Origin of the sequence: Nocardiopsis potens DSM 45234 (assembly GCF_000341105.1) — a bacterium.
GTDB classification, from domain to species: Bacteria; Actinomycetota; Actinomycetes; order Streptosporangiales; family Streptosporangiaceae; genus Nocardiopsis_A; species Nocardiopsis_A potens.
In genome coordinates this window covers 1-21,186 of record NZ_ANBB01000024.1, presented here as the reverse complement: position 1 = coordinate 21,186, position 21,186 = coordinate 1, and the positions used below count along the sequence as shown (strand labels likewise).

The 21,186-nt window shown below is 74.3% G+C and carries 19 protein-coding genes; 12 read left to right on the top strand and 7 right to left on the bottom strand.

All coding sequences use genetic code 11. The features are described 5' to 3' along the window. The first annotated feature begins 52 nt into the window (after positions 1–52). The 3 genes from D459_RS0109295 (at position 53) to D459_RS0109285 (ending at position 3,089) form a co-directional block, all read left to right on the top strand. Positions 53–772, top strand: coding sequence for an HAD family hydrolase (locus D459_RS0109295; protein WP_017592728.1), 720 nt, complete (start codon positions 53–55; stop codon positions 770–772). Between the two features lie 51 nt (positions 773–823). Continuing rightward, positions 824–1,405 carry a DUF2087 domain-containing protein gene (locus D459_RS0109290; RefSeq protein WP_241484982.1) on the top strand — a complete coding sequence of 194 codons (582 nt, stop codon included), beginning with the start codon at positions 824–826 and terminating at the stop codon, positions 1,403–1,405. A 370-nt stretch (positions 1,406–1,775) separates the two neighbouring features. Then, positions 1,776–3,089 (top strand): YeeE/YedE family protein, encoded by a 1,314-nt coding sequence (locus D459_RS0109285; protein ID WP_017592726.1) that lies wholly within the window; start codon positions 1,776–1,778, stop codon positions 3,087–3,089. A gap of 22 nt (positions 3,090–3,111) precedes the next feature. Here the strand turns inward: D459_RS0109285 and rsgA are convergent, their stop codons facing one another. Further along, entirely contained in the window at positions 3,112–4,110 is a 999-nt protein-coding gene (gene rsgA, locus D459_RS0109280) for a ribosome small subunit-dependent GTPase A (RefSeq protein ID WP_017592725.1), read from the bottom strand. After that, positions 4,107–5,381, bottom strand: a complete 1,275-nt coding sequence (gene aroA, locus D459_RS0109275) for a 3-phosphoshikimate 1-carboxyvinyltransferase (RefSeq protein WP_040709630.1) — start codon at positions 5,379–5,381, stop codon at positions 4,107–4,109. Before aroA ends, rsgA begins: the two co-directional genes overlap by 4 nt. 117 nt (positions 5,382–5,498) lie before the next feature. Here aroA and D459_RS0109270 point away from each other — a divergent pair, with 117 nt between their 5' ends. Continuing rightward, positions 5,499–5,984 (top strand): OsmC family protein, encoded by a 486-nt coding sequence (locus tag D459_RS0109270; RefSeq protein ID WP_017592723.1) that lies wholly within the window; start codon positions 5,499–5,501, stop codon positions 5,982–5,984. An 80-nt stretch (positions 5,985–6,064) separates the two neighbouring features. Here the strand turns inward: D459_RS0109270 and D459_RS0109265 are convergent, their stop codons facing one another. Both D459_RS0109265 and D459_RS0109260 read right to left on the bottom strand, forming a co-directional pair. Beyond that, positions 6,065–6,877 (bottom strand): ABC transporter permease, encoded by an 813-nt coding sequence (locus D459_RS0109265; RefSeq protein ID WP_017592722.1) that lies wholly within the window; start codon positions 6,875–6,877, stop codon positions 6,065–6,067. Then, on the bottom strand, positions 6,874–7,938 hold the full coding sequence (locus D459_RS0109260) for an ABC transporter ATP-binding protein (protein ID WP_017592721.1): 1,065 nt from the start codon (positions 7,936–7,938) through the stop codon (positions 6,874–6,876). Before D459_RS0109260 ends, D459_RS0109265 begins: the two co-directional genes overlap by 4 nt. A 332-nt stretch (positions 7,939–8,270) precedes the next feature. On the opposite strand from D459_RS0109260, the gene D459_RS0109255 reads away from it, so the two are divergent. After that, the gene (locus D459_RS0109255) at positions 8,271–9,137 is read left to right on the top strand and encodes an SOS response-associated peptidase (RefSeq protein ID WP_017592720.1); all 867 of its coding nucleotides are present in this window, start codon (positions 8,271–8,273) and stop codon (positions 9,135–9,137) included. A gap of 285 nt (positions 9,138–9,422) precedes the next feature. Next, positions 9,423–11,087: a phosphomethylpyrimidine synthase ThiC gene (gene thiC, locus D459_RS0109250; protein ID WP_040709628.1), complete on the top strand. Its 1,665-nt coding sequence runs from the start codon at positions 9,423–9,425 to the stop codon at positions 11,085–11,087. Positions 11,088–11,291: 204 nt separating this feature from the next. On the opposite strand, the gene D459_RS0109245 is transcribed toward thiC, so the two are convergent. Then, complete coding sequence (locus D459_RS0109245) at positions 11,292–12,152, bottom strand: methyltransferase domain-containing protein (protein WP_017592718.1); 861 nt, start codon at positions 12,150–12,152, stop codon at positions 11,292–11,294. A gap of 377 nt (positions 12,153–12,529) precedes the next feature. Here D459_RS0109245 and D459_RS0109240 point away from each other — a divergent pair, with 377 nt between their 5' ends. The 5 genes from D459_RS0109240 (at position 12,530) to D459_RS0109215 (ending at position 17,479) form a co-directional block, all read left to right on the top strand. Further along, complete coding sequence (locus D459_RS0109240; protein ID WP_026120217.1) at positions 12,530–13,198, top strand: sigma-70 family RNA polymerase sigma factor; 669 nt, start codon at positions 12,530–12,532, stop codon at positions 13,196–13,198. Beyond that, complete coding sequence (gene rsrA, locus D459_RS0109235) at positions 13,195–13,479, top strand: mycothiol system anti-sigma-R factor (RefSeq protein WP_017592716.1); 285 nt, start codon at positions 13,195–13,197, stop codon at positions 13,477–13,479. Before D459_RS0109240 ends, rsrA begins: the two co-directional genes overlap by 4 nt. A gap of 830 nt (positions 13,480–14,309) precedes the next feature. Beyond that, entirely contained in the window at positions 14,310–15,647 is a 1,338-nt protein-coding gene (locus tag D459_RS0109225) for an HD domain-containing phosphohydrolase (protein WP_017592715.1), read from the top strand. Beyond that, positions 15,647–16,939, top strand: a complete 1,293-nt coding sequence (locus tag D459_RS0109220) for an HD-GYP domain-containing protein (protein ID WP_017592714.1) — start codon at positions 15,647–15,649, stop codon at positions 16,937–16,939. The genes D459_RS0109225 and D459_RS0109220 overlap by 1 nt, the downstream gene beginning before the upstream one ends. Positions 16,940–17,071: 132 nt before the next feature. Next, positions 17,072–17,479: a thioesterase family protein gene (locus tag D459_RS0109215; protein WP_017592713.1), complete on the top strand. Its 408-nt coding sequence runs from the start codon at positions 17,072–17,074 to the stop codon at positions 17,477–17,479. A gap of 115 nt (positions 17,480–17,594) precedes the next feature. Here the strand turns inward: D459_RS0109215 and D459_RS0109210 are convergent, their stop codons facing one another. Continuing rightward, a complete protein-coding gene (locus tag D459_RS0109210) occupies positions 17,595–19,253 on the bottom strand; it encodes an acetolactate synthase (RefSeq protein WP_017592712.1) in 1,659 nt (552 codons plus the stop codon). A 94-nt stretch (positions 19,254–19,347) separates the two neighbouring features. Then, positions 19,348–20,091 carry a GntR family transcriptional regulator gene (locus D459_RS0109205; RefSeq protein ID WP_017592711.1) on the bottom strand — a complete coding sequence of 248 codons (744 nt, stop codon included), beginning with the start codon at positions 20,089–20,091 and terminating at the stop codon, positions 19,348–19,350. A 106-nt stretch (positions 20,092–20,197) separates the two neighbouring features. On the opposite strand from D459_RS0109205, the gene D459_RS0109200 reads away from it, so the two are divergent. Further along, positions 20,198–21,186, top strand: a 989-nt coding sequence (locus D459_RS0109200; RefSeq protein WP_017592710.1) for a histidine kinase N-terminal domain-containing protein, incomplete at its 3' end; no start/stop codon positions are given.

The following is a 21,186-nucleotide window of genomic DNA, read 5'->3' as shown; positions in this document are numbered from 1 at the left end:
ACCTCCGGTGCGCCGCTTTCCAACGGCCCGGCCCCGGGGCGAGACTGGCGGGGTGAGCGAATCGAGCACCACCGCGGCCTTCCCCGAGCCCGTCGCACCGGCCCTGCTGTTCGACCTGGACGGCACCCTGATCGACAGCGTCTACCAGCACGTCATCGCCTGGCGCAACGCCCTGGCCAAGGCCGACATCGAGCTGTCGGTGTGGCGGATCCACCGCCGGATCGGGATGAGCGGCGGCCTGTTCGTCAACGCGCTGATGCGCGAGACCGGGCTGCGGCTCTCCACCGAGCAGGTGGCCGAGGCGGTGGAGGACCACGCCGTGGAGTACCTTCGCCAGCACTCGTCGGTCGTCCCGCTGCCCGGCGCCACCGAGCTGCTGCGCACGCTCAGCGCCCGCGGCATCTCCTGGGCCATCGCCACCAGCGGCCAGCGCCGCACCGCCGGGCACGCCCTGGAGCTCCTCGGCCTGCCCGAGGACACCCCGATGGTCACCCGGGACCAGGTCCGGTTCGCCAAGCCCGACCCCGACCTGTTCCTGGCCGCCGCCGCGCACCTCGGCGTCGACCCGCGGCACACGGTCGTCGTCGGCGACAGCGTGTGGGACATGCTCGCCGCCCGCCGGGCCGGCGCGCTGGGCGTCGGAGTGCTCTCCGGCGGGTACGGCAGGGACGAACTGGAGCGTGCGGGCGCCTACCGGGTCTACGCCGACCCCGCCGAGCTGCTCGCGCGCCTGGACGAGCTGGGCGTCCGCGGGGCGGAGGAGGGCGGCTGACCCGCCGCCGGCCCGGAGCCCGCCGGCGCCCGGCCGGAAAGGAGGCGACGGATGGCGGAGACCTCTGGTTGCATGGCGGTCATGTCCGACCCCGACGCCCTGCGCCTGCTCGGCCTGCTCAGCGCCCCCGAACGGCTGCGCGCCTTCTCCGCCCTGGTCCTGGGGGCCGGAACCGGCGAGGAGGTCGCGCTCCGCTCCGGCCTGCCGGTGAAGGACGCGCTGCGCGCCCTGGACCAGCTGGAGCGCGGCGGCATCGCGGCCCGCTCCGCGGAGGGGCGGTGGTCGCCCCGCCCGGAGACGCTCCGGGCCGCGGTCACCGCCGCCGCCGAGGACCGCTCCGCGGCCCCCGTCCCCGAGGGCACCCCCGCCGACCAGGCCCGGGTGCTCCGCTCCTTCACCCGGGACGGCCGCATCCTCACCCTGCCGGTCCAGCGGGCCAAGCGGCTCATCCTGCTCGACCACGTGGCCCGCGCCTTCGAACCCGGCCTGCGCTACACCGAGCCCGAGGTCAACGCGATGCTGCGGGCCTTCTACTCCGACCACGCCCTGCTCCGCCGCTCCCTGGTCGACGAGGGCTTCCTCGACCGCGACGGCTCCCGCTACTGGCGCTGCGGCGGCACCGTCGACGTCTGAGCGGGCCGGGGCGCCGCCCCGGTTCCGAAGCGGCCTCCGCCCCGCTCCACCGGGGAGGCCCCGGGCGGACCGGGCCGGGACCGGGCGCGTACCATTGCGAAACATGTCCGGTCCGACTCGGTTCCTGCGCATGGTGCTCATCTCCATGTCGCTGACGAGCACCGATGACGGCCTCTGTCGCCGCCGGTGCCGTCGAAGCGTGCGCTGACACCGGGCGACCCCTCTCCCGGCCGGGCCCCTCCACCGGGGCGTTCCGGCCTCCCTGACCCGCGGGTTCCCCGCGCCGCGCACGGCGGCGGTACCGGTGCGTTCTTCCCGCCGCCCGCAGCCGGCCCCGGAGGCCGCCCGCGATCCCCTGGAGAGAGACGCCGTGACATCGAGATCCGCCGACCCCGCACCGGCGGGCGGGCCCGGAGCCGGGCCCGCCGCCCCGGCACCCCTGCTCGCGCTGAACCGGCCGCCCGCCCTGTCCGCGCCCCCGCCCCGGCCGCCCGGCCTCGGCCCGGTCCGCCGCGGCCCGCTGGCCGTCGCCCTGGCGGCCGCCGCCGCGCTCGCCGCCTACACGGGCGCCGTGCACGGGGCGCTCCCCGCCGTCCTGCTGCTGCTCGGCACCGGGCTCGGGGTGGCGCTGTTCCACTCCAGGTTCGGCTTCACCTCGGCCTGGCGGCAGCTCATCGCCGTCGGCAACGGCGCCGGGCTGCGCGCCCACGCCCTGCTGCTGGGCACCACCGCGACCCTGTTCGCCCTGATCATCGGCACCGGGACCGGGCTGTTCGGCAGCGACCCGCAGCCGTCGGCCGGGCCCATCGGCATCGCGCTCCTCCTCGGCGCGTTCCTCTTCGGCGTCGGCATGCAGCTGGGCGGCGCGTGCGCCTCGGGGACGCTCTTCGCGGTCGGCTCGGGCCAGTCGGCCATCCTCGTCACCCTGGCCGGGTTCGTCATCGGCTCGGTGGTCTACAGCGCCGCCTGGCCGCTCGTCGCCGACCTGCCCGCCCTGCCGCCGCTCCTGCTCTCCGAGTACGTCGGCTGGGCCGGCTCCTGGGCGATCACCGTGGCCGTGCTGCTCGCCGTGGTGGTGGGCACCCGCGCGGTGCAGAACCGCCGGGTCCCGCCGCCGGTCGGCGCGGTGCCCACCGCCTCCGGGGCGCTGCGGGTCATCCGGGGCGGCTGGCCGATGACGGCCGGGGCGGCGGCGCTGGCCGTGCTGGGCGGCGCGGTGCTGCTGGTCTCCGGCGGCGCCTGGGGCATCACCTCGGCGTTCAACCTGTGGGGCGCCAAGCTGCTCCAGCTGCTCGGCGCGCACCCGGAGGAGTGGGCGTTCTGGAGCCGGCCGGAGCAGGCCGCGCAGCTCGCCGGGCCGGTCCTGGCCGACAAGACCAGCCTCACCGACATCGGCATCATCCTCGGCGCGGCGATCGCCGCCGCCGCGGCCGGGTCCTGGCGCCTGCACACCGGACTCGCCTGGAACACCGCCGCCGCCGGCCTGATCGGCGGGGTGCTGATGGGCATCGGCGCCCGGCTGGCCGGCGGCTGCAACATCGGCGCCTACCTGGCCGGGATCGCCTCGGGCAGCCTGCACGGCTGGCTGTGGGCGGTGGCGGCGCTGGCCGGCACCTGGGCGGGCCTGCGCGCCCGCACCCTGTTCGGACTGGCCAACCCGAAGCCGGGCGACGGCGTCTGCTGAGCCGGGCCGCCCCCGGCGGGGGTCAGCCGGTGACGGCCTCCTCCTCGCCGGCCCGGCCGGCCAGCAGCCGGCGCAGCGAACCGACGCGGGCCGGGCCCAGCCGGCCCGCGTCCAGCCAGGCGTCCAGCGCGCACCCGTCGGCGCCCTCGGCGTGCGGGCAGCCGGGCGGGCACTCCTCCACCGCCTCCTCCAGGTCGGGGAAGCCCGCCACCACGTCGTCCGGGGCGATGTGCGCCAGGCCGAAGCTGCGCACCCCCGGGGTGTCGATGATCCAGCCCTCGTCCAGCGGCAGCGCCACCGCCGACGTCGAGGTGTGCCGGCCCCGCCCGGTCACCGGGTTGACCCGGCCGACGGCCCGCTCGGCCTCCGGGACGATCCGGTTGACCAGCGTCGACTTGCCCACCCCGGAGGAGCCGACGAGCACGCTGGCCCGCCCTTCGAGCAGGCCGCGCAGCTCGGTCAGGTCGCCGCGGTGGTCGGTGACCACCGCGCGCAGGTCCAGCGCCGCGTAGCCGGCCAGCAGCTCCTCGGGGCCGGCCAGGTCGGCCTTGGTCAGGCAGAGCAGCGGCTCCAGCCCGGCGTCGTAGGCGGCGACCAGGCAGCGGTCGATGAACCGCGGCTGCGGCTCGGGGTCGGCCAGCGCGCACACGATGACGAGCTGGTCGGCGTTGGCGACGATGACCCGCTCCACCGGGTCGGTGTCGTCGGCGGTGCGGCGCAGCACCGAGGAGCGCTCCTCCACCCGGACGATCCGGGCCAGCGTGTCCGGAACCCCGGACAGGTCGCCGACCAGGGCCACCCGGTCGCCCACCACGATCCGGCCGCGGCCCAGCTCCCGGGCCTTCATCGCGCTGACCTGCCGGCCGTCGACCAGGCACCGGTAGCGGCCCCGGTCGACGGTGAGCACCATGCCGACCCGGGCGTTCTCGTGCTTGGGGCGGATCCGGGTGCGGGGGCGGGAGCCGCCGCGCGCCCGGACGCGGATGTCGTCCTCGTCCAGGTGCCGGCCGCCGCCCCTCACGCCACCACCTCCGACCAGAGCGCGGGGAAGTCCGGCAGCGTCTTGCCGGTGGTGGCGATGTCCTCCACCTCCACCCCGGGCACCGCGAGCCCGATCACGGCGCCGGACGTCGCCATCCGGTGGTCCTCGTAGCTGCGGAACACGCCGCCGTGCAGCGGGCGCGGGCGGATCACCAGGCCGTCCGGGAGCTCCTCGGCGTCGCCGCCGAGCCGGTTGACCTCCCGGGCCAGCGCGGCGATCCGGTCGGTCTCGTGCCGGCGCAGGTGCGCGATGCCGGTCAGCCGGGACGGCGAGTCGGCCAGCGCCGCCACCGCCGCGATGGTCGGGGTCAGCTCGCCGACCTCGCGCAGGTCGGCGGTGATGCCGTGCACCGCCCCGGTGCCGCGCAGGGTGAGGCCGGCGTCGTCGAAGGAGACCTCCCCGCCCATCCGGGAGAACAGGTCGCGCAGCGCGTCCCCGGGCTGGGCGGTGCGGCGCGGCCAGCCCGCCACGGTGACCCGGCCGCCGGCGACCAGCGCGGCGGCGAGGAACGGGGCGGCGTTGGACAGGTCCGGCTCGACCGCGATCTCGGCGGCCTTCACCGGGCCGGGGGCGACCCGCCACACGTCCCGCTCGGAGTCGTCGACCGACACCCCGGCCTCGCGCAGCATCTGCACGGTCATGTCCAGGTGCGGCCGGGAGGGCACCGGCGGGCCCTCGTGCCGGACCTCGACGCCCTCGGTGAACCGCGCCCCGGCGAGCAGCAGCGCGGAGACGAACTGGGAGGAACCGGAGGCGTCCAGTACGACCCGGCCGCCGCGCAGCGCCCCGGTGCCGCGGACGGTCAGCGGGAGCGCGCCGCGCCCCTCGTCGTCGATGCCGGCGCCGAGCGCGCGCAGCGCCTCCAGCAGCGGCCCGACCGGCCGCTCCCGGGCGCGCGGGTCGCCGTCGAAGTGCACGTCGCCGTCGGCCAGCGCGGCCAGCGGCGGCACGAAGCGCATCACGGTGCCGGCGTTGCCCACGTCCAGCCGGGCCGGGCCGCGCAGCGGGGCGGGGGAGACGGCCCAGTCGCCGCCGTCCTCGGTGATCCGGGCGCCCAGCGCGCGCAGCGCCGCCGCCATCAGGTCGGTGTCGCGGCTGCGCAGCGGGCGCCGGACCGCGGTCGGCGTCTCCGACAGCGCGGCCAGCACCAGGGCGCGGTTGGTCATCGACTTGGAGCCGGGCAGTTCGACCGTGGCGTCCACGGCGCTGGAGGCGGTCGGCGCAGGCCAGTTCGGGGCGTCAGCAGGCATGCCCCCAGGTTAGCGGCCGCCCCGCCGGTAACGCCCGGCCGCGCGGCCCCCGCCGCGGGCCCGGTGCCAGACTGGACGCCGAACGCCCGCGCCGCCCCGACCCCGGAGGAGCCCGCCGTGCACGCCAAGGACAAGAGCCACCACTACGAGGTCAGCGTCGAGTGGACCGGGAACACGGGCACCGGCACCGCGACCTACCGCGGCTACGGCCGCGACCACGACGTCTCCGCCCCCGGCCGGCCGACCCTGAAGGGCTCCGCGGACAAGGCCTTCCGCGGCGACCCGGAGCGCTGGAACCCGGAGGACTTCCTGCTGGCCGCGCTGAGCGAGTGCCACATGCTGTCCTACCTGGCGCTCTCGGTCGGCGCCGGGGTGGACGTGGTCGGCTACCGGGACACCGCGACCGCCACCATGGTCACCCACGCCGACTCCGGCGGCGAGTTCACCGAGGCGGTACTGCACCCGGTGGTCACCGTCGCCGACGCCTCCATGGCGGAGAAGGCCGAGCACCTGCACGAGGCCGCCGGCCGCGCCTGCTTCATCGCCCGCTCGGTGAACTTCCCGGTCCGCCACGAACCGGTGATCGAGGTCGCCGGGACCTGACCCCGCCCGCCCCCGAACGCGGGCCCCGCCGGGGGAGGCGGGGCCCGCGCCCGGCCGGGGCCGGGCCGTCGCCGGTTCTCTCAGACGCCGACGCCCTTGCGGATGGCGCGGTTGCCGAGGAGGAGGCCGGCGGCGGCGATCGCCCCCGCGGCCAGGAAGCCCCAGAGGACCGAGGGGTCGGTGTAGGCGCCGGAGAACAGGGCGCGGACGCCGTCGGTGATGTGGCTGACCGGGTTGGCCAGGGCGACCATCTGCAGCCAGCGCGGGCCGAAGTCCATCGGCAGCAGCACCCCGGAGAGCAGCATCAGCGGGAAGAGCGCCAGCTGGGTGACGCCGTAGAACAGCTCCCCGCTCGGCGTCGACTTCATCGCCAGGAAGAACGAGAACGCGCCCAGGCCGATGCCGAAGACGCCGAGCAGCAGCAGGCCGGCCAGGATGCCCGCCGGGTGCAGCCGGAAGCCCAGCGGGACCGCCAGGGCGATGATCAGCACCGCCTGGGCGAGCAGTACCGCGAACTCCTTCAGCGTGCGGCCGACCAGCATCGCGCTCCGGTCGATCGGGCTGACCAGCATCCGCTCCATCGAGCCGGTGAGCAGCTCGGTGAGCAGGTTGTAGCCGGACATCATCGGCCCGAACAGGCAGAGCATCACCAGCACCCCGGGCACGAACCACTGCCAGGAGGAGTCGCCGCCGGCCCCCGGGGCGCCCACCCCCTGGGCGCCGCCGAGCAGCGGGCCGAAGAAGAACAGCAGGAGCAGCGGCTGCCCCAGGGAGAGGATCAGCCCCAGCGGTTCGCGCAGGGAGGGGCGGATCTCGCGCTGGAAGACGGTGGCGACGTCGCGGGCGAACCCGGCGCCGGCCGGGGAGGGGGCGGACGGGGCGGTGGCGGTCATGCGGAGGGCTCCTTCTCGGGCTGGTGGTGGGCCTGGGGGTCGTCGGCGGCCTGCTCCTCGGTGAGGCTGCGGCCGGTCAGGGAGAGGAAGACGTCGTCGAGGGTGGGGCGGGCGCCGCGCGCGGCCGCGGTCTTCACCCCGGCGGCCTCCAGTGCGCTCAGCAGCACCGGAAGCGCGGCGTCGGCGTCGGCGACCTGCGCGGTCACCCGGGCGGCGCCGTCCCGGGAGCCGTTGAGCGCGTCGGCGGTGCCGGGCGCGGACTCGCCCGGGGCGAGGCGGGAGACCCGGTCCGGGGCGGTGGCGAACCCGGCGGCGACCCGCGCCGCCCGGTCGGCGTCGTCCGCCTCGTGCAGCGCGACGGTCACCCGGTCCCCGGCCAGTTCGGCCTTGAGCGATTCGGCGGTGCCGTCGGCGATGGTGCGGCCCCGGTCGATGATCACCACCCGCTCCGCCATGCTGTCGGCCTCCTCCAGGTAGTGGGTGGTGAGGAAGAGCGTCATCGAGGTCTCCTCGCGCAGCCGCAGGATGGTGCTCCAGATCTCCGCCCTGCTGTGCGGGTCGAGCCCGGTGGAGGGCTCGTCCAGGAAGAGCAGCGGCGGGCCGTGCACCAGCCCCAGGGCGATGTCGACCCGGCGGCGCTGGCCGCCGGAGAGCGAGACCGGTTTGCGGTCGGCGAGGTCGGCCAGGCCGAGCCGGTCCAGCAGCTCGCCGGCCCGGCGGCGGGCCCGCCCCCGGCTCATCCCGTAGGCCCGGCCCTGGTAGAACAGCTCGTCGCCGACCCGCTGGGTGTCCGCGGCGCTGCTCTTCTGGCTGATGTAGCCGATCCGGGCGCGCACCGCGGCCGGATCGGTCGCGATGTCGGCGCCGGCCACGGTCGCCGTGCCCGAGGTGGGCGGCAGCAGCGTGGTGAGCATCCGCAGGGTGGTGCTCTTCCCGGCCCCGTTCGGGCCGAGGAACGCGACCAGCGTCCCCGGCTCCACGTCCAGGTCCAGGCCGCGCACGGCGTCCACCCTTCCGTGCTGGGTGGTGAAGCTCCGCGTCAGTCCGCGGGCATGGATCATGGCCCCTCCTCGGGGTGTCGGTGGGAATGGCGGCGCCCGGATCCGGGCATGGCCGTGGGCCCGGTTCCGGGGTCGGCCGCTGGGAGCCCCCGATTCTTACTCGGAGAACGGCGGAAAGCAAACATGAGACGTCTGTTCATATTCGCTCTGACCTGCGGAAAAGCGAAAAAATGAATCGATGTTCAAGAAAAAGTCCGCCAGGTCGGCGGAATGTCGGGGAAAGAGGGGTGAGGAATACGGGCATCGATTCACGGAATGCCGCCCCGCGGGCCCGGACCGGCCTTCCGGCGGCCGCGGCGCGGGCGGTCCGCGCGGGATGGCAGACTCGTCCCATGTGCGGACGCTTCGCCCAGGCTCGCAACCTGCATGGACTCCAGCTGGCCTTCGACATCCCCGGAGCCGCCCCCGCTCCGGTCGGCGGCGGCCCGGCCATGCCGCCGCTGGAGGAGCTGGAGCCGGACTACAACATCTCCCCGGGCAAGAGCGTGCAGGCGGTGCTCGGCACGCCGCCGGGCCGCCGCGGGCCGGACGCGCCGCGCGGGCCGCAGGGCATGGGCACGTTCCGCTGGGGCCTGATCCCCTCCTGGGCCAAGGACGCCGCGGTCGGCTACAAGATGATCAACGCGCGCAGCGAGACCGTGGCGGACAAGCCCGCCTTCCGGGACGCGCTGCGCCGCCGCCGCTGCCTGCTGCCCGCCACCGCCTACTACGAGTGGCAGTACCTGCCGGACGCCGCCCCCGGCACCGCCGAGGCGGGCACCTCGCCCGCCACCGACCCCGGGCACCGCAGGCGCAAGGCCAAGTCGCGCAAGCGCCCCTTCTCCGTCGCCTACCCGGACGGCTCGCCGCTGGCGCTGGCCGGGCTGTTCGAGCGCTGGCGCGACCCGGCGCGGCCCGACGGCGACCCCGCCGCCTGGGTGTGGAGCTGCACCGTGGTCACCACCGAGGCCCGCGGCGATCTGGCCGGCGTGCACGAGCGGATGCCGATCGTGCTGCCGCCGGAGGAGTGGGACGCCTGGCTCGACCCCGCCTCCGGCTGGGACGCGGTGCGCGGCGCGATGGACGCCACCCCCGTCGGCGGCCTGGAGCTCCGCGAGGTCTCCGCGGCGGTCAACAGCATCAAGAACAACGGCCCCGCGCTGCTGGACCCGCCGGACCCGGCGGAGGCCGCCGCGGCCGAGCCGGCCACCCTCTTCTGACCCCTGCGCTTCCGGCCGCGGCCCGCCCCCTCGCCCCGGGGCCGGCGCCGGGCGGGGAGGGGCGGGGGTGGAGCGGCGGTAGCGCTCTGTGTATGGTGGCCCCGGTCATATGATCCGCCGCGCGACGGCGCGGCGCGCACCGCGACGGCGGTGCGCGGTTCGACAAATCGATAGCACGCGGGAGCTCGCGCCTTGGCGGGCTGAGAGGGCGGCTGCCCCCAGAAGGGGGCCGGTGCCGCCGACCGCAGAACCTGTTCGGGTAATTCCGACGTAGGGAGGCGTGCCTTGACGGCGCTTGACGACCGTGACGTCCGACATGAGGTGACCACCGGCCCCATCATGGGCTCGGAGAAGGCCTACCACGAGGTCACCGACCCCGATACCGGTGCGGTGCTCCGCGTGCCGCACCGCCGCGTCGGACTCGGCAACGGCACCCGTTTCGACCTGTACGACACCTCCGGGCCCTACACCGATTCCACCGCCGACATCGACGTCCACCGGGGCCTGGCCCCGATGCGCGCGGAGTGGATCGGGGCCCGCGAGCCGATCGGCGGCGCGGTCACCCAGCTGGCCTACGCCAAGGCCGGGGTGGTCACCCCCGAGATGCGCTACATCGCGGCGCGGGAGGGGATGGACCCCGAGTTCGTCCGCTCCGAGGTCGCCGTCGGCCGGGCGGTCATCCCGGCCAACCGCCGCCACCCGGAGTCCGAGCCGATGATCATCGGCAAGAGGTTCCTGGTGAAGATCAACGCCAACATCGGCAACTCCGCGGTCACCTCCTCGGTGGAGGAGGAGGTGGAGAAGATGGTGTGGGCCACCCGGTGGGGCGCCGACACCGTGATGGACCTGTCCACCGGCAAGCGGATCCACGAGACCCGCGAGCGCATCCTGCGCAACTCGCCGGTGCCGATCGGCACCGTGCCGATCTACCAGGCGCTGGAGAAGGTCGACGGCGACCCGACCAAGCTGAGCTGGGAGATCTACCGGGACACCGTGATCGAGCAGGCCGAGCAGGGCGTGGACTACATGACGGTGCACGCCGGCGTGCTGCTCCGCTACGTCCCGCTGACCGCCAGGCGGATCACCGGAATCGTGTCCCGCGGCGGCTCGATCATGGCCGCCTGGTGCCTGGCCCACCACAAGGAGAGCTTCCTCTACACCCACTACGAGGAGCTCTGCGAGATCTTCCGGGCCTACGACATCACCTTCTCGCTCGGCGACGGCCTGCGCCCGGGCTCCATCGCCGACGCCAACGACGAGGCGCAGTTCGCCGAGCTGCGCACGCTCGGCGAGCTCACGCACATCGCCCGCGCGCACGACGTGCAGGTGATGATCGAGGGCCCCGGGCACGTCCCGATGCACAAGATCGCCGAGAACGTGCGGCTCGAAGAGGAGCTGTGCGGCGAGGCGCCGTTCTACACGCTGGGCCCGCTGGCCACCGACATCGCGCCCGGCTACGACCACATCACCTCCGCCATCGGCGCCGCCCAGATCGGCTGGCACGGCACGGCGATGCTCTGCTACGTCACCCCCAAGGAGCACCTGGGGCTGCCCAACCGGGACGACGTCAAGACCGGCGTCATCACCTACAAGCTGGCCGCGCACGCCGCGGACCTGGCCAAGGGGCACCCCAGGGCGCAGGAGTGGGACGACGAGCTGTCCCGGGCGCGGTTCGAGTTCCGCTGGCAGGACCAGTTCCACCTGTCGCTGGACCCGGAGACCGCGCAGTCCTTCCACGACGAGACGCTGCCCGCGGAGCCGGCGAAGACCGCGCACTTCTGCTCCATGTGCGGGCCGAAGTTCTGCAGCATGCGCATCTCGCAGGACGTGCGGGACTACGCGGAGAAGAACGGCCTGTCCACGGTCGAGGCCATCGAGAAGGGCATGGCCGACAAGTCGGCCGAGTTCGCGGAGCAGGGCAAGCGGGTCTACCTCCCGCTCGCCGACTGAGCCGCACCCGGGGCCCGCAGGACGGCCGGACGGCGCCGGGGCCGGAAGGCCCCGGCGGAGGACGGGCGGGCCCCGGCCCCCTTCGGGCGCCGCTGCCGAGCGGGGAGCGGCGCCCGGTCCACCCGCTTCCGCCGTGGTCTCGGCGCCGCGGCCCCGCCGGAGCGCTCCGACGGGGCCGCGGCGGTCATCGCGGTCGGCGGCGGCCTAATCCGACTTGCGTGCGCTGGCCAGCAGGTGCACGCCCACGTAGTCGTCGGACTCCTCGGCGCGCAGCTCCATCTCGACCAGGCGGTTGAGCGCCCGGGGGTCGGACTCGACCATGTGCTCCACGGTGGAGGCGGACAGTACGGTGCGCGGCCGGATCCACTCCACCTCCAGGCCGGCCCCGGCCAGCAGCTCGGTGAGCTGCTCGGCGGTGAAGCACCGGGTGATGGAGCCGTCCGGCCAGGGCACCAGCAGCACGTCGGCGCTGGGCGCGAAGCTCAGCTCCGGCCAGCAGTCCTGCTCGGCGAGGAGGGCCATGCCGAGCACCACCGAGTCGACGCAGATCAGGGTGCGGCCGCCGGGCCGGAGCACCCGCGCGATCTCGGCCAGCGAGGCCTCGGTGGCCAGCTGCCGGGAGAGCACCCTGTTGTCCGCGATGACGCCGTCGAACGCCCCGGAGGCGAAGCCGTCCAGGTTGGCCGGGTCGCCCACGACCGGGCGGAGCCGCCCGGGGGAGCGCCGCCGGCGCGGTACCTGGGCGCTCCCGTTGACCAGGGAGAGCGTCCGGCGGGGCGCGGTCTCGGCGGAGGGCAGCAGGGTGACCACGTCGTGCCCGGCGGCCAGCGCGCGCGGCGCGCCGCGGAAGTCCGGGGCGGACATGTCGAGCAGCACGCCCGGCTCCTCCGGGAGCCAGCGGGCGAGCTGGGTCCCGGCCACGGCCCAGTAGAACCGCCAGTAGGCGGTGAGCGAATCGGTGGTGGCGAAGTGCGCCGCGGGGGACCGGGGCGGTGGCGGCTCCGCGGCGGCATCGCCTCGGGGGGACGCCTGCTCACGGGCCGCGGAACTGGAGGACGGGCGCACGACACTCCTCTCCCACGTCTTTGCTGACGGTTCTACCCGCACTCTTGCACGCATCACCCGGTGGGGGCAGGCGGTGCGAGGAATTCCGGTCGCGTTCTCGGGTTTCGGCGCCGGTCCGGCCGCCGGAATCAGCGGGGGAGCGCCGTTGTTGGCACCTTCATCGTCCCGGCAGGGCGCCCGGCCCGCCGGGGACGCATCGGAACGGGAAGTCGAAGAGGAGGTCAGCGAGGTCGATGCCGACTGTGACCGAGGATCCGGTGCTCGACCGGCCCTCCACCGCGCGACCTGCGGGTCCGGACGTGCGGTCCGCTCCTTGGGCGTCGTATCGTGAGGCGACGGTTGCCCCACGGCACACCAGTACAAGGAGGCAGGCGGGCTTGAGTCAAGGCCAGGAGACACTCGACGAGCGGGGGGCCCGGTTCGAACGGGACGTGCTCCCGTTCCTGGACCAGCTGTATTCGGCGGCGCTGCGCATGACGCGCAACCCGTCCGACGCCGAGGACCTCGTCCAGGAGACATTCGCCAAGGCCTTCGGGTCGTTCCACCAGTTCAAGGAAGGCACGAACCTCAAGGCCTGGCTGTACCGCATCCTCACCAACACCTTCATCAACTCCTACCGCAAGAAGCAGCGCGAGCCGAAGCAGGCCGGTACGGAGGACGTCGAGGACTGGCAGCTGGCCCAGGCCGCGTCGCACTCCTCCAGCGGCCTGAAGTCCGCGGAGGCCGAGGCGCTGGAGCACCTCCCCGACAGCGACGTCAAGCGCGCCCTGCAGGAGCTCCCGGAGGACTTCCGCATCGCGGTCTACCTCGCCGACGTCGAGGGCTTCGCCTACAAGGAGGTGGCCGAGATCATGGACACCCCGATCGGGACGGTCATGTCGCGGCTGCACCGGGGGCGGCGGCAGCTCAGAACCCTGCTGGAGGAGTACGCGGTGGACCGCGGGATCCTCTCCAGCGAAGGCCTCGGCGGGGCCGGCGGGTCGGGTAGGGAATCGGTGGCCACGGGAGCCTCCCAGGGCGGGGCGGCGCGGAAGGAACGGCGATGAGCTGCGGAGGAACGCACGAGACACCGTGCAGCGAGGTTCTCGCGAACCTCTACACCTACATCGACGGCGAGCTGGCCGAGGCCGGCTGCGAGGAGGTCCGCCGCCACCTCGACGAGTGCCGCCCCTGCCTGGAGGAGTACGGGTTGGAGGAGGTCGTCAAGAAGCTGGTGGCCAAGTGCTGCGGCTGCGACCCGGTCCCGGACGACCTGCGCAGCAAGGTGCTGTTCCGGCTGGAGGCGGCCCGGACCGACCTGGTCGAGCGGGAGGGCGCGGTGGAGTGACCGCGAGCCCGGCCCGGCCGGGGCCGCCCGGAAGCGGTGTTCCGCAGCTGCGGGGCGCCGCTTTTTCCGTGCCCGCACCCCGGGGACCTTCCGGGACGACCGGTGCGTTCTCCTGCGATTCACCTCATCCCCCGTGAATTTTCGTGATGTGCGGCATTCGGCATGTAACGGTGTCAAGCGGTCGTTATTCGCGAATGGCGGTGAAATGGGGGATGGGTGGAACGGTGGCCGGTCGACACGCCCGATGGTCGAATCAATTTTTATCCGGCCTCCCGGAAGGCGGGCAAGGGGCCCATTGGCCGGCGCGGCCGCCGGGGCCGTGACTCTCCGTCGCCGGTAGACGCCTCATCTCCGCCGTGACCTGCCGAATGCTCCGCGCGGACAGGTGGTCGGCGAAGGCCGGGGGCGGCGCCCATAATCACTCCGAGTAGTTGAATGGAATTCGAAACGGATTCGTAGTTTCGCATTCCGGAACGGGGATGAACACCGTTTCTCACGGTTGGCTCACGGTTCGGTCCGCGGAAATCGGGGCCCTCGAACAGGCCGTTAAACTGGCCGCCATATCGACCGTTTGGGGTAATTCGCTTGCCGCCCCCGAGGGGGGATCCGTGCCGGGTCGCAGGGGGCGGCGGCCGGAACCGAGGGAGGCGGAGGCGACATGACGGGGATCATCGCACTGCTGCACACGCTGATGGTGGCCGCTCTCTTGCTGGTCAACGCAGCGGGAGGCTGGTCCTGGTGGTAGAACGGAAACGATGAAATCATGACGGTTCGGTCGGCAATGGGGCAGGAGGTACGGAGAATTGCGTTCGCTGCCGGTAGCGGCGCGGTTGTACGTCGGCCTCGTCGTCCTGAGCGCCCTCGCGGTGCTGGCCGCCGGACCCTACTCCGGGATCGAACCGGTCACCCTGGTCCTCCTCGCGGTCCTGTTCCTGGTGGCCGAGTCGATCAGCACGATGGTCGACAACGGCGGCGGCGAGGGCGACCGGACCGGCATCTCGCCGAGCTCCTCGGCGGCCCTGGCCGCCGTCGTGCTCACCGGTCCGGTCGGCGCCGCCGTGGTCGGGTTCTGCTCGGTCCTGGTGGTGCTGCGCCGGCAGAACCTGGTCAAGCGGTTCTTCAACGGCGCCCAGTTCGCCCTGGCCGGCTACGCGGCCGGCCACGCCTACCTGCTGCTGGGCGGGCGGATGGGGGTCCCGGACCGGGATGACTTCCCGTGGATCGTGCTGCCCTACACGGCGGCGATCCTGGTGCACACCGCGGTCAACGGCGCGCTCATCGCCGGCCTGCTGCGCTGCCTGGGCGTGCTGCAGCTGCGCCGGCCCGGCCGGATGCGCTGGCGCCCGGTGGTCGGCCTGGAGCTGGCCTCCCTCGGCTACGCCATGCTCGGCCTGCTCATCGCCGCCATCTGGGACCTGGTCGGGCTGTTCGCGGTGCTCCTGGTGCTGCTGCCGCTGTTCATCGCGCGCTGGGCGTTCTACCAGTACGTCGCCGAGCAGCACGCGCACGACGCCACCCTGGCCACCCTGGCCCAGGCGGTGGAGACCAAGGACTACTACACCCGCGGCCACTGCATGCGGGTCTCCAAGGCGTCCGGGATGATCGCCCAGGAGCTCGGCCTCAGCGCCGAGCGGGTGCGCAACGTCCGCTATGCCGGAATGCTGCACGACATCGGCAAGCTGGGCGTCCCCACCAAGGTGCTGCAGAAGTCGGGCGGGCTCACCGAGGAGGAGTTCGCCGCGATCCAGCTGCACCCGATGCGCGGCTACGAGATCGTCCGCGAGATCGGCTTCCTCGACGAGGCGCTGGCCGGAATCATGCACCACCACGAGAAGATGAACGGCCGCGGCTACCCGATGGGCCTGGCCGGGGAGGACATCCCCGAGTGCGCCCGGATCGTCTCGGTCGCCGACGTCTTCGACTGCATCACCTCCACCCGCTCCTACCGCAAGGCCCGCTCGGTCGAGGAGGCCGTCGCCGAGCTGCGCCGCTGCGCCGGCGAGCAGTTCGACCCGCGGATGGTGGAGGCGCTGGTCCGGGCGGTCGAGCGGGACGGCTGGGACCCGCCGGTCGACATCGAGCCGCCGGACGACGGCGCCGACGTCGCCCAGCAGGACCACGACGACCCGAGCGTCCCGCTGCGCGTCGCCGGGGAGGGCGACCGGTGATGGCCCAGGGGGCGAGGAGCCCGCTGCGCGGCCGCGGAGGGCCGACCCGCATCGACCCGGTCCGGATGTGGGTGATCGCCGCCGCGGTGGTCTGCGGGCTGGGCGCACTGGTCTGGACGCTGGCCGCGGGGTTCGCCGACACCCAGGTCGCGCTCGCCTTCGGCGTGCTCATCGCGGTCGGCGAGCTGGTCCGGATCACCCTGCCGGGCCGCCGGGAGACCGCGCCCATCGCCTCGGCCGGCGCGATCGGCTACGCGCTCCTCGCCGACATCGGCGGCCGGCCGGTGCACCACTCCGCCGAGCAGGTGGTGGCGGTGGTCGCGCTCGGGCTGGCCCTGGGCGAGCTGCCGCACATCGCGGTGGGGCGCGGCCCGCGCTGGAGCGACCTCTCCCGGCGCCTGCTGACGGCGGTGGCCCTGGCCGCCGCCTTCCGCCCCTTCGCCGACCTGCTCTCCCCGGCGCCGCGCGACTGGTGGCTGACCCTGGCGGTGATGATCGCGCTGGTCCTGGCCGCCTGGTGCGTGGACGCCGCCCTGGCCGCGCTGATCCGCGCCGAGCGGGTGGGCACCCGCATCTCGGTGGCGCTGCGCGACGAGTTCCGCGCCCAGTTCGGCATCGGCATGGCGATCGGCGCCACCGGCATCCTGATCTCGCTGGCCTGCACCGCCACCGGCCTGGTCGGCCTGCTGGTGTTCATCGCGCCGCTGCTCGTCACCCAGGTGGCGTTCCGCCGGTTCGCCGACATCCGGCTGACCTACCTGCAGACCGTGCGCGCGCTGTCCCGGGTCACCGAGGTCGGCGGCTACGTGGAGGCCGGCCACTCCCGCCGGGTCTCCGAACTGGCCACCGCGATCGGCTGCGAGCTGGGCATGCGCGAGTCGGAGCTGCGCGAGCTGGAGTACGCGGCGCTGATGCACGACATCGGCCAGCTGTCCCTGCGCGACCCGATCGCCAGCGGCGCCACCGTGCTGGCCGCCCCGCGCGAGCAGCGCCGCATCGCGGAGCTGGGCTCGGCGATCATCCGGGAGACCGGGGTGCTCGACCCGGTGGCCGAGCTGGTCCGCCGGCAGTGCGAGGGGTGCGAGGGCGACGGCGCCGCCGGGCCGCCGCCGCTGGGCAGCAGGATCATCAAGGTGGCCAACGCCTTCGACGACCTGGTCGGCGAGTCGGTCGACCCGGACCGCGGCGAGGCGGTGCTGGAGCGGCTGCGGATGGACTCCGGCGGCGAGTACGACCCCGAGGTGGTCGAGGCCGCGGCGCGCGCCCTGCACCGGGCCCGGCCGCGCTGGTAGCCCGCCCCGGCCGATGATCGTGACGTTGCGGCCCCGTCGACGCGCGCCGACGGGGCCGCAACGTCACGATCATCGGGAACGGGAGGGGCCTGCCCGCCGCCGCCGAACAGCCCCCGGGTAGGTTTCCGGACCATGAGCGATATCGAGGAACCGCGTCCCGGCCTCACCGGGGAGGCCCGGCTCGAAGTGGGCCCCGCCGACACCGCGCAGGCGCTGGGCAGCGGCGACGTGCCGGTGCTCGGCACGCCGCGGGTGCTCGCGCTGGCCGAGGAGGCGACGGTGGCGGCGCTGGCCGGCCGCCTGGAGCCGGGCAGGACCACGGTGGGCACCTCGGTCGGCCTGCGCCACCTCGCGGCCAGCCCGGTGGGCGCGCGCGTCCGGGTCCGCGCCGAGCTGCGCGAGGCCGACGGCCGCCGGCTGGTCTTCGCCGTCGAAGCGGTGCAGGAGGGCGGCCCCGGCGGCGGCCGGGTGGTCGCCGACGGGACCGTGGAGCGGGTCGTGGTCGACCGGGAGCGCTTCATCGCCTCCGCGGCCGGCTGAGCGCTCCGGCCGCGCCCTTGGGCGATGATCTTGACGTTGCGGGGGCAGCAGAGCGCTCTGATACCCCCGCAACGTCAAGATCATCGGGGGCGGGGCCCGGGACCCCGGGGGCGGGTCAGACGCCCATGGTCTTGCGCGGGTAGACGTCGTCCGGGTCGGTGGCCACGTTCACCATGTAGGGCACCCCGGAGTCGAAGGCGCGCTTCAGGGCCGGGCCGATCTCGTCCGGGTCGGTCACCAGCTCGCCCCCGCCGCCCAGGGCGCGGACCACCTCGTCGTAGCGGGTCTGCGGGGTGAGCTCGGCGGCCACGTCGTAGCCGTAGAGCATCCGCATCGGCGCCTTCTCCAGGCCCCAGACGCCGTTGTTGCCGCAGACCATGACCACCGGCAGCCGGTGCCGGACCAGGGTGTCCACGTCCATCAGGGAGAAGCCGGCGGCGCCGTCCCCGAGCAGGGTCACCACCTGGGAGGAGGGGCGGGACAGCCGGGCGGCGATCGAGTAGCCCATCCCGGTGCCCAGGCAGCCGAACGGCCCCGGGTCCAGCCAGTTGCCCGGGCGCTTCGGCTCGATGTACTTGCCCGCGTAGGAGACGAAGTCGCCGCCGTCCCCGATCACCACGGCGTCCTCGGCCAGCACCTTGTTCAGCTCGCCGTAGACGCGCGCCGGGTGGATCGGGTCGGAGCCGCTGGCCAGCACCTCCGCGTCGGCGGCCGCGGCCCGCGCCGCCGCCGCGGTGATCTCCGCGCGCCACTCCCGGACCTCCGGGCGCGGCCGGGCCTCGTCACCGATGCCGCGCAGCACCGCGGACAGGTCGCCGGCGGCGGTGGCGGCCGGGACCATGTGCGCGGCCAGCTGGCCGGGGGAGTCGGCGACGTGCGCGACCTTGGCCAGGGGCGCGCCGTCCCTGCCGCCGAACAGGCCGTGGCCGAGCCGGAAGTCCAGCGGGGTGCCGACGACCACCACCAGGTCGGCGCGGCCCAGGGCGGCGCCGCGGGCCCGGTTGGCCAGCAGCGGGTGGCCGCCCGGCAGCAGCCCGCGGCCCTGCCCGTTGGTGACCACCGGGACGCCCAGCTCCTCGGCGGTCTCCAGGGCGGCGTCCTCGGCGCCGTCCAGCCACACGTCGGAGCCGAGCACCAGCACCGGCCGCTCGGCCTCGGAGATCAGCCGGGCCACCGCGGAGACCTCCCCGGGGTCGGGGGCGGGGCGCTCCGCGGCGGCGCCGCCCGGCTCCACCGAGGCCTGGTCGTACAGGGCGTCCATCGGCACGTCGAGGAAGACCGGGCCGCGGTGCGCGGCGTTGGCGGTGCGGAACGCCTCGTCCACCTCGGCGGCGATCGAGCCGGTGGTGCGGGCGGTCCGGGAGAGCTTGGTGACCGACTCCAGCAGCGGCGGCTGGTCCAGCTCCTGGAGCAGGCCCTGGCCCCACCGGGCCTCCGGGGCGCGCCCGCCGATCAGCACCATCGGGGAGCCGTTGAAGTGCGCGGTGGCCACGCCGCTGACCGCGTTGGTGACGCCGGGGCCGGCGGTCACCGCGGCCAGCCCGGCCCGCCGGGTCAGCTTGCCGACGCCCTCGGCGGCGAAGACCGCGGTCTGCTCGTGCCGGACGTCCAGCAGCCGCATCGTCGGCTCCGGCTTGACCGCGGCGTCGTACAGCGGGAACACGTGCCCGCCGCTCAGCGTGAACATCGTGTCGGCGCCGTGGTGCCGGGCGACGGCCACCGCGTGCGCGCCGCCGTGGCCCTCGATCCGCCCGGAGAAGGGGGGCGTGTCCATGTCCTGCCTCGCTGTCCTGGTCCGCGGTCACGTTACCGGTGAGTTCAAAAGAACCGTAGTGATCCGCGTCGCATCAGGACAAGAGGGGCGGGGGTCAGTCCCGGTCCGGCGGGCGCAGCCGGGTGACGAACTTGTACCGGTCGCCCCGGTACAGCGAGCGGACCCACTCCACCGGGTGCCCGTCGGCGTCGAAGCTGTGCTGGCAGTGGAGCACCAGCGGCAGGCCGACGTCCACGCCGAGCAGCCGCGCCTCGTCCGGGGTGGCCAGCACCGTCTCTATGGTCGCCTCGGCCTCGGCCAGCCGCACCTCGTAGGCGGAGGCCAGCGCCTCGTACAGCGAGGCGTACCGGTCCAGCTGCCGGCGGAGCCCGGGGAACCGGCGGGCCGCCAGGTGCGCGGTCTCCACCGCCATCGGCTCGCCGTTGGCCAGCCGGAGCCGCTCGATCCGCAGCACCCGCCCGCCGGAGCGGATCGCCAGCAGCTCGGCCAGCTGGTCGTCGGCGTTGATGTAGCTGACGTCCAGGATCCGGGTGGCCGGGTGCAGGCCGTGCGCGCGCATCTCCTGGGTGTAGCTCTGCAGCTGGAGCACCTGGGCCACCTTGGGCTGGGCGACGAAGGTGCCCTTGCCCTGGATGCGCAGCAGCCGCCCCTCGACCACCATCTCGGTGAGGGCCTGGCGCACGGTGGTCCGGGAGGTGCCGAACTCCGCGGCGAGGGTGCGCTCGGGAGGAACGGGCTCGCCCGCGGACATGGTCTCGATCAGCTCCAGGAGCTGCTTTTTGACCTGGTAGTACTTGGGGACCCGGGGATCCTCGCGGATCGTTCGCTGACCCGTCACGTCGTTCTGCCTCCACCCGCCGTCGCGGTGCACGCGGGCCCACTGGTGTGGACCACTGGTCGAGTACGTTCCTCGAGTATGCCTCCACCCGTGGGATGATCTGTGAGTGCCTCACCTCAGCGACCTGATCCGACGCTATACCGCACTCAAGAGCGCGGACCTGGAGTGGCTCCACTCGCTGGTCTCCGACTGGCAGCTGCTGGCCGACCTCTCCTTCGCCGACCTCGTGCTGTGGGTGCGGATGCGCGACGACACCGGCTGGGTCTCGGTCGCCCAGATGCGGCCCACCACCGGCCCCACCGCCTTCCAGGACGACCTGGTGGAGACGGAGCTCTCCGCGGAGACCGCGCGCGCCGCCGACGAGGCCGACCGCCCCCGCATCACCGCGCGCCTGGAGCTGATCGACGGGGCGTGGGCGGAGGGCCGGATCCGCAGGGAGGGCGACCCCGACTGGTCCGGCGGCGTGCCGGTGCGCGAGGAGGCCATCCCGGTCCGCCGGGACGGCAAGCTCATCGGGGTGATCCAGCGCAGCACCAACCTGAGCTCCGCGCGCACCCCCAGCCGGCTCGAACTCACCTACCTGCAGAGCGCCAGCGACCTGGCGCAGATGATCGCCGAGGGCCAGTTCCCGTTCAGCGACCAGGAGCCGCTCATGGTCCGCTCGCCGCGGGTCGGCGACGGGCTGCTCCGCCTGGACCAGGGCGGCGACGTGGTCTACGCCAGCCCCAACGCGCTCTCGGCCTACCGCAGGCTGGGGCTGACCGCCGACCTGTACGGCACCAGCCTGGCCCGCACCACGCTCGCCCTGGCCTCCGCCGGGGACGCCCGGGACGAGTCGCTGACCTGGACCGCGGGCGGCCGGGCCCCGCGCGAGGCGGAGGTGGAGGCGCGCGGCTCCACCGTGCAGCTGCGCGCCATCCCGCTGGTCAACGACGGGGTGCGGGTCGGCGCGCTGGTCATGGTCCGCGACGTCACCGAGCTGCGCCGGCGCGAGCGCGAGCTGATGACCAAGGACGCCACCATCCGGGAGATCCACCACCGGGTCAAGAACAACCTGCAGACCGTGGCGGCGCTGCTCCGGCTGCAGGCCCGCCG